The organism is Verrucomicrobium sp. 3C (genome assembly GCF_000379365.1).
In the GTDB taxonomy this organism is placed as follows: Bacteria; Verrucomicrobiota; Verrucomicrobiia; order Methylacidiphilales; family Methylacidiphilaceae; genus Methylacidimicrobium.
On record NZ_KB901875.1, the window covers coordinates 1,621,450 to 1,628,943 of the forward strand.

At 60.7% G+C, this 7,494-nt stretch carries 6 protein-coding genes and 3 pseudogenes; 5 read left to right on the forward strand and 4 right to left on the reverse strand.

The window, feature by feature from the left end:
* Positions 1–4 precede the first annotated feature (4 nt).
* From A37A_RS0108555 to A37A_RS18320, 3 genes are all read right to left on the reverse strand, one after another.
* Positions 5–739 carry a hypothetical protein gene (locus tag A37A_RS0108555; RefSeq protein WP_018291103.1) on the reverse strand — a complete coding sequence of 245 codons (735 nt, stop codon included), beginning with the start codon at positions 737–739 and terminating at the stop codon, positions 5–7.
* Between the two features lie 111 nt (positions 740–850).
* Complete coding sequence (locus tag A37A_RS0108560; protein ID WP_018291104.1) at positions 851–1,129, reverse strand: hypothetical protein; 279 nt, start codon at positions 1,127–1,129, stop codon at positions 851–853.
* Between the two features lie 107 nt (positions 1,130–1,236).
* Positions 1,237–2,664, reverse strand: a complete 1,428-nt coding sequence (locus A37A_RS18320; RefSeq protein WP_018291105.1) for an ISAs1 family transposase — start codon at positions 2,662–2,664, stop codon at positions 1,237–1,239.
* 359 nt (positions 2,665–3,023) lie between these two features.
* On the opposite strand from A37A_RS18320, the pseudogene A37A_RS16585 reads away from it, so the two are divergent.
* Positions 3,024–3,526 (forward strand): annotated as a pseudogene (locus A37A_RS16585) (IS607 family transposase).
* 361 nt (positions 3,527–3,887) lie between these two features.
* On the opposite strand, the gene A37A_RS20595 reads toward A37A_RS16585, so the two are convergent.
* On the reverse strand, positions 3,888–4,121 hold the full coding sequence (locus tag A37A_RS20595; protein ID WP_018291108.1) for a hypothetical protein: 234 nt from the start codon (positions 4,119–4,121) through the stop codon (positions 3,888–3,890).
* Between the two features lie 61 nt (positions 4,122–4,182).
* Here A37A_RS20595 and A37A_RS20600 point away from each other — a divergent pair, with 61 nt between their 5' ends.
* From A37A_RS20600 to A37A_RS21375, 4 genes and pseudogenes are all read left to right on the forward strand, one after another.
* The gene (locus A37A_RS20600; RefSeq protein ID WP_196799552.1) at positions 4,183–5,172 is read left to right on the forward strand and encodes an IS200/IS605 family accessory protein TnpB-related protein; all 990 of its coding nucleotides are present in this window, start codon (positions 4,183–4,185) and stop codon (positions 5,170–5,172) included.
* A gap of 165 nt (positions 5,173–5,337) precedes the next feature.
* Positions 5,338–6,051 carry a class I SAM-dependent methyltransferase gene (locus tag A37A_RS0108585; protein ID WP_018291109.1) on the forward strand — a complete coding sequence of 238 codons (714 nt, stop codon included), beginning with the start codon at positions 5,338–5,340 and terminating at the stop codon, positions 6,049–6,051.
* 187 nt (positions 6,052–6,238) lie between these two features.
* A pseudogene (locus A37A_RS16595) lies at positions 6,239–6,703 on the forward strand (transposase); the annotation flags it as partial.
* Between the two features lie 163 nt (positions 6,704–6,866).
* Positions 6,867–7,494 (forward strand): annotated as a pseudogene (locus A37A_RS21375) (hypothetical protein); the annotation flags it as partial.

A 7,494-nucleotide genomic window follows, 5' to 3' on the forward strand; every position in this document is an offset into this window, starting at 1 on the left:
CGGATCATCGCCCCGCGGGGAAGAGCGCCGGAGCGAATAACCGCGAAGATTCTGCCGCTGCCTTGCGCTCCTCATTCAAGATTGCGCGGAGAAGGATCGCTTGCTCCCCATACTTCATCCACGGGCCGGAAGGAACGTCCCCCTCGGAGACAAAGCGCCAATCGGTAAGGTCTAAGCCATGCAAGCCCAGAAGATCCCGCACTGCGGGCGCGACATCGAGTCCCGCTCCATTGTACATCTGGGGCCGATCGGAGCCGAATACGTAGGAAGGAAAGTCGGCGCGCAACGGCCCTACATCTTCCCACTGCGCATAGGCGACTTTCCCTTTGTGTCGGATTTCCACCCAGCGACCCTTGCACTGAGAGACATAGCGGTTGCCACGGGAGGGTTCGCGGTACCAGGGGACCCATCGCCGGGCGAGATCCGGATAGGCGACATCGTTAAAAGGCAATGCCACGTAAAAGGGGTTCAGAGTGGCGGCGAAGCGCCGCGGCAGGAAGCCGACGCGGCGGCTCGGATCGTCAAGCCCGCCATAATTCCGAGTCCAATGGACATCCCAAGCGCTCGCGATGTTCGTGGCGGCACTAATGGGAGTCCTTCCTTGGCCGATCCAGAACACGGTCGTGACGATCTGTTTGTGCCAAGGGTATGATGGATTTCCCGAAGCGGCTTCCACTCGAGAGCCGGGGCAGAGCGACAGGAGGAGACCAGCGGCGACTGACCCGAGCAGCAGCTGCACGTGCCCGGGGGCCAACAAGGACGCTTTCTTCATTGGAAGCTCAGTTTCTGCTAACGCTCCCGGCGCGCTCTGTCAATTGCATTTCGCGACACGGAAGCAGGTCGGCCGGTCTCACTCAGGGAAGAGCAGGGTCTTTTGTTTTGGCGTTCCTGCGGCGGCAAGGATGGCCAGACATTGTTTGGGACTGGAGAGGAGTCGTTCGCGGAACTGCGGGAGGGATTGTTCGCCGAGGCGTTCGGAGAGGAGCCAGAGGAGGGCGTTACGGATGAGGACGGAGTTGGCCAGCAGGTTGGGCTGACGGGAACGGCAACGGTCTTCGCCCATTTGGACATCGCGTCGCCAATGGTTGCGGATTTCCACCCCGCCCCAATGTCCTCGGATCCAGTCCAACCATTCTTGGGGCGCATACGGATCCGGTGGCGCGCTGGAGAGGTAGTAACGGGACTCGGGTGCCGGTCAGACCATCCTTTTCTTCGTGCGCTGGCTGCGCACGACGATCAGGGCGCGGGCAAAGGGGAAGTCGACGGCCAGGGGCTCGATGGGGAAGGCATAAAGCTCGCGGGTTTCGACTCGGCCATGACCGGATTGGTTGTCGGTAAAAAGGGGGTGTCGCGCAAAGCATCCAAGGCTTGAGCCTCTTGAAGCAAACGAGGCTGATTTCCCTTGATCCCGAACAGGTAATCGCCCCCTTTTTCGACGATGAGACGGGCCTGGCGCCGCTGACAATGCAATGGGTCGGCGGTGATGATTTTGCCATCCAGGGCCGGCAGCTTTTCCAGCAGCGCCACCGCCGCGCTTTGTTCGCATCGGGGCGTGCCCTGCTTTCGGTCGTGGACCGCCACCGCTTGCGGGGCGCCGTCCTCCTGTTGGGCCAAGGTCAGGAGGCCAATGTGATGATGAATCATTTTGCCGTCCAAGGCCAGCGCCTGCGGCAGCGTGCCGCTCTGCGCTTGCAACCAGTCGGTGAGCCTGGCGGCGAAGGCTTCGGGATCCATACGGGTGAGCACTTGGTAGAAGACACTGTAGCCGGGAACCTGGTGAAAGCCTCGGGTGCCTTTCTTGAGCGGCAAGCCCAGCCGACGGCGCTGGGGTTGGGTCAGCGTAGTGGCAAACCGGGCGATCTCGGCGATCTCCCGCCGTCCGGCCAAAAGCGCCATTGCGATCAAGGTCAACACCGAGCCGACCGGATAGTGGGCGTTCTTCTTGCGCGGATCAGGCGCTTCCCAAAAGACCTCCAGCAATGAGTCGAGCTGCTGGGCGTTGACCGGCAGCGTGCCCGAGGGCCTCGCGCTCAAGCCGGCGCGGCACTCTTCGGGTAATTGGACCGCTCGTAACGTTTGCCGCGCTTGCGCCGAAAGAGGACGCAGCCAGAGCCGCTTGGGCCGGTCGTTGGGCAGATAAAAATCGGCCCGATGGCGGCTGTAGCCCGCGCTGTAGCCTACCGCTTCCCAATTGCTCGCCTTGTAGCATGTCCCCGCATAGGCCTCCGGATCGGTGAAGCTCTCGGCCAAAAGCGGAGTGTAGCCAAAGCGATCCCGCCACTGTCCCGGCAACGCCCGCAAGGCCGCTCCCAAAGCTTGGGAGGCCAGATTGGGCGCCTGTCCCTTGGGGGTGAGCAGCAGAAAACGCCGATTTTGTACGATCAACTTAAGCCGCTCCACCCGCTGTACGGCACTCCACCCAATCCACTGATCCCGATCCTTGAGCGCGTAGCAGGCCGGCCCCCAAACCAGCAGCGCCACCGCCTGCCCATCTTGGGTAATGACCTGGCGCAAATAGTCGCCCACCGATCGCCCCGCCCCCAGATAGTGGCGTTCCTTCAACTGCCCATCGAACCATTCGATTTCTTCGGGAAAACTGGCAATCGAAGCTCGCAGCCCGCACTCCCTTGCCCCACCGGTTCCTGAATGGAAATGCTGTTTCATCGAGCCTATGGCATCGAAAAAGTCGCCTCATGTCTAGCCTTTCTTTCCCTCCCTGACGCAGAATCACTTGCTCGTTCATAAAAAAAGGCCCTGGGCTTGCTCGCGCCGCGCCTTTTTTAGCCTTGCGTTGTCGGCGTTCCTCCCTCTCCCGCACTGGTGGACGGCCGAGCTCGATCCGGCGATGGTTGAGGGTGCTCCGGTAAACGAGGCGGCTGCCTTTCCTGTGGTCGATCCAGCCGGAGGGGTTCGCAACAGCTAAATAATATATGGACACATAGAGAGGTTCATGGAAGTATGTGCGAGTGAAGTTAAGTGTCTGGGCCAAGCGGCAGGGCGTTTGCTACAAGACGGCTTGGCGGATGTGGAAGGAGGGGCGTTTGCCCGTCCCGGTCGAGCAGTTGCCGACCGGAACGCTGATCGTTCATGCGGAGTCCTCACAACCCAACGGCGTCGCCCTTACGCGCGGGTCTCCAGCGCTGATCCAAAAGAGGATCTGGACCGGCAATTGGCTCGACTGACCGAGTTCGCTCTGAGCAAACGGTTGCCGATCGTCAAGGCCGTCAAGGAGGTCGGCTCCGGATTGAACGGCCGTCGGAAAGGCATGATTGGGCTGCTCCGTGATCCGAAGGTCGGCGTCATCCTGGTCGAGCATCGCGACCGGCTGATGCGCTTCGGATTCGAGTACCTGGAAGCGGCATTGGCCGCGCAGAGCCGGTCGGTCCTGGTGGTGGATCCGGACGAGAGGACCGACGATATCGTGCGCGAGCTGCATGAGGTCATGGTTTCCCTGTGTGCAAGGCTTTACGGGAAGAGGTCCGCGCAGAACCGCGTCAAGAAGGCGCTGGAAGCGATCCATGAGTAAGCTCCCTGTTTTCACCTACCAGACCCGTTTGAGTGTGACCCCCGAGCAGGCTTCGTGTCTCGATGCCTATGCGGCGCTCCACGGGCTGGCGCAGCGGACTCTCTTCGCCAAGATGCGGGCTGGCGTTCCTCGGAACGAGCTCAAGCGGTCGTTCCTACGCCGCTTCGGCCTCACCGCCCGGCAGTTCAACGCCATCCGGGTCGAGCTCGAAGGCAAGATCGCCTCGATCCAGGAAAGGCGGCCCGAGTGGATCGAGGAAGCCAAAGAGCGGATCCAACGAGCAGAAGAGGCGATGGCCCGACTTGAGAAGAAGGAGCCGGGCTCAAGCGTGCTGCACCAGAAAAAGCGGCGGCTTGCCATCCTACGGACGAAGCTCGAGACGCTCCTTGCCGATCCGGAGTCCGGCCAGGTCCGGCTCTGCTTCGGTTCCCGCCGCCTCTTCCGCAAGCAGTTTGCCCTGGAAGAGAACGGCTATGCGGACCATGCCGCTTGGAAGAAGGATTGGCAGGCGGAGCGGAGCAGCCAGTTCTTCGTGCTCGGGTCGAAGGACGAGACGGCGGGCAACCAGTCCTGCCAAGCAGTAGCCGAACCGCACGGCAGCCTTCGGCTGCAGTTGCGGCTGCCGGACGGATTGGCCGGACCGAGCAGGGCATCTGGTGCTCGAGGGCGTGCGCTTCGCCTATGGCCAGGAGGCGATACTCCAGGCGCTCTCCGCCAGTCGGCTCGTGACCGCGCAAACCAAGACAGGGAAACTCGTCCGCAAGCGGGAGGGATCCGCGATGAGCTACCGCTTCGTGCGGGACCGGAAGGGGTGGCGGGTATTCGCGAGCGTCGAGGCGCGACCGGTCCTCTTGAGGACGATTCGTCTTGCCGGAGCGATCGGCGTCGACATCAACGAGGATCATCTTGCCTTGGCCGAAACGGACCGCTTCGGCAACCTCGTGGGGATTCGCCGAATCGGATTGAATCTCTATGGGAAAGGCGAGGAGCAGGCGAAAGCCGTAATCGGCGATGCGTGCCGGGAGATCGCGCGGGCCTGCACCGAATCGGGCAAGCCGTTCGTGATCGAGCGATTGGATCTTCGCAAGAGGAAGGCTGAACTGGAGTCGGTCGATTCCGTCCTGGCTCGCTCGCTCTCTTCCTTCGCCTACGCCAAGGCAATCTCCATGCTCAAGGCGACTTCTTTTCGTGCCGGAGTTGAAGTGATCGAAGTCGACCCGGCCTACACTTCCGTGATTGGCGCGGTCAACTACGCTCGCCGTCATGGCATCGGTTCTCACCAGGGCGCGGCCTATGCCGTCGCCCGGAGAGGATTGGGTCTATCCGAGCGCCCGTCCGTGCGGGAGGCAATCGTGCCGACCCGCAATGGCGGTCATGTCACCTTCGCCCTATCCGCGAGGAATCGGACGAAGCATGTATGGTCGTTCTGGGCGGGCGTCCGGAATAGGCTCAAAGCGGCGCATGCAGCGCATGCCCGGTCGGGAGGAAATCAAAAACCTCCCGCGCCTCTGTCCCCGAAAGCGCGGGCATTGGGCGCTACCCGGACTTTGCCGGCGAAACCCCGGCACGCGAACCGTCGGCAGCACTGTTCGGCCGACGCCCTGGACGATCTACCCTGGCAGGGGAATGGTTGTCTATGGTTTTAGGAACGGCACGTTCTGATCCATTTGCCCAGTCTCGGCTACGCGAAAATTTCCTCGACAGAGCCAAGGGGATTGGCTTGTTATTACAGCGCAGGCTCCTTTGGTCCAGCTTGCGAACGCTCATGTCGAATCTGTCCCCTCCGAAAACCCCTCTCACGATTCCTCCTTATGGCCCACTCCTCTGAAACTCTGCTCAAGCCCGTCTTCGGATTTGCCACTCTTCTCCTTGTGGGGAGCAGCCCAGCACTCCTCGGCCAGGCGCCGGGGGGGCCGGCAGTCGAGCAAAAAGCGATGCATGGCTATCACCACAGCTTTCATGACGTGGGAAAGTACGCGAAGCTCTTCGAGTCAAAGGAGCGAGATCAGTGGCAAGAGCCGGAACGGGTCGTGGAAGCGCTCGATCTTAAGCCGGGCTCCTGCGTGGCCGATCTCGGTGCCGGGACCGGCTATTTCAGTCGGAGGTTTTCCCAAGCAGTCGGAGCGGAAGGAAAAGTTTACGCGATCGACTCCGAGCCAGCCATGGCCGACTACTTGAAAAAGGAGGTCCAGGAGAAGAACCTCAAGAACGTTACGGTCAAGCTGGTCAAGCCCGGCAATCCGGATCTGGCCCCTCACTCCGTCGATCTGATCTTCGTCTGCACGGTTCTCCACCACGTAGACAACCGGATCGAATATCTCCGGAAGCTCTCGGAGTGCCTCCGGCCGGGAGGGAGGATCGCCCTGATCGACTTCAAGCCGAATTCCCCCGTCGGCCCTCCCCCAGCCCATCGGCTTTCGGAAGCAGAAGCCAAGGAGGAATTCCAGAAGGCCGGCTACCGTCTCCTCAAAGAGCACGGCTTTCTGCCCTACCAATACTATCTAGAGTTCGTCCCGGCGTCCTAGAGGGCAGGGGCAAACGGCACGCGAGCCGGCGTCCGCGGCGAAATCAACACGGGAGTTGGGAAGAAGCTTTTTCCGGCTACCGGCGGAGGGACTCGAACCCACACCCGGTTGCCGAGACCAGATTGTTTCTCGACTTTACCAGGGTAGAGAACGTCCACAAACCCACATCCATCCCACTGAGCCGCACGTACGTCGGTTGCTTGGAGCGGAGATGACCCACTATCTGGGTTACGAGAAGGGCCAGGCGCCCAAGGGCGAAGCGGGCCGGAGGCGGGAGAACCATCGCAATGGGACCAGCAGAAAGACCTTGGTGAGCGAGGATGGGCGCCTGGAAATCGAGGTGCCGCGTGATCGAGCCGGGGACTTCGAGCCCCAGTTTATCGGCAAGAGGCAACGGCGGTTTGGGGGCTTTGATTCCAAGATCATCGCCATGTATGCCCAAGGGATGATGGTGCGGGAGATCCAGGCGTTTTTGGAAGAGCAGTACAAGGTGAAGGTTTCTGCCGATCTGATCCGCACGGTGACCGATTCGGTGATGGACGATGTGCTGGAGTGGCAGAGCCGGCCGCTGGAGAGGATGTATCCGGTCGTCTTCTTCGATGCCTTGCGGGTCAAGATCCGGGATGAAGGAGCGGTCAAAAACAAGGCGATCGTGTGCTGTGAAACCTGGCTTGCGGTGGAGCAGGTTAGCCTGACTTTGACACTTTTTCACCGACATTGTGATTTATCAATTACTTACGGAAAGCATGTCGTACGTAATATATGAAATAATATATTGACGTGTAATCGTTGCGTTTGGCATAAAAGAGTGCGTAATGTACTTTTGCGAGGTCAAGTCGCGGCAGAAGGGGAAGGTCTACAAGAGTTATTTCATCCGAGAGTCGTATCGGACCGAGAAAGGACCTCGTTCCCGGACGATCTGCAACGTCACCGCGCTACCCGAAGAGGTCCGGGAGCTGATTCGTTTGGGCTTGCAGGGGAAGAAGGTCGTCGAGGTCGAGAAGCTGGGACTGGAGGAGCAGTCGGACTTCGGGTGTCTGGCGGTTTTGCGGGAGGCATGGGAGCGGTGGGGACTGGAAGAAGTCCTGGCCTCGGTGGAGGATCCGAAGAAGAGGAAACTTTTGCAGGTGATGATCTTCGGCAGGATTCTCTTCCCCTGCTCGAAGCTTTCCTGGAAGGAGGAGGCTCGGGGGACGCTTCTGGCGCAAGCCTGCTCTTTGGAGAAGAGCGAAGGATGGGAGGAAGAGGATCTCTACCGGGCGATGGATGGGCTCAATGGGGTTTGGAGCCGGATCGAGCGTGGGCTTTTTCAGAGAGCGTTTCCCGGATGGGTAAGTCTGGTGCTCTACGATCTTTCGAGCACCTATTTTGAAGGAGAGGGTCCGAAGGGGTTGGCTCGCTACGGCTACAGTCGGGACCATCGGGATGACCGGCCGCAGGTGC

Excerpts from the sequence above, each read along its gene's own strand:
- A37A_RS18320 (WP_018291105.1), bottom strand. The coding sequence starts at position 2,664 with ATGAAACAGCATTTCCATTCAGGAACCGGTGGGGCAAGGGAGTGCGGG.
- A37A_RS0108585 (WP_018291109.1), top strand. The coding sequence starts at position 5,338 with ATGGCCCACTCCTCTGAAACTCTGCTCAAGCCCGTCTTCGGATTTGCC.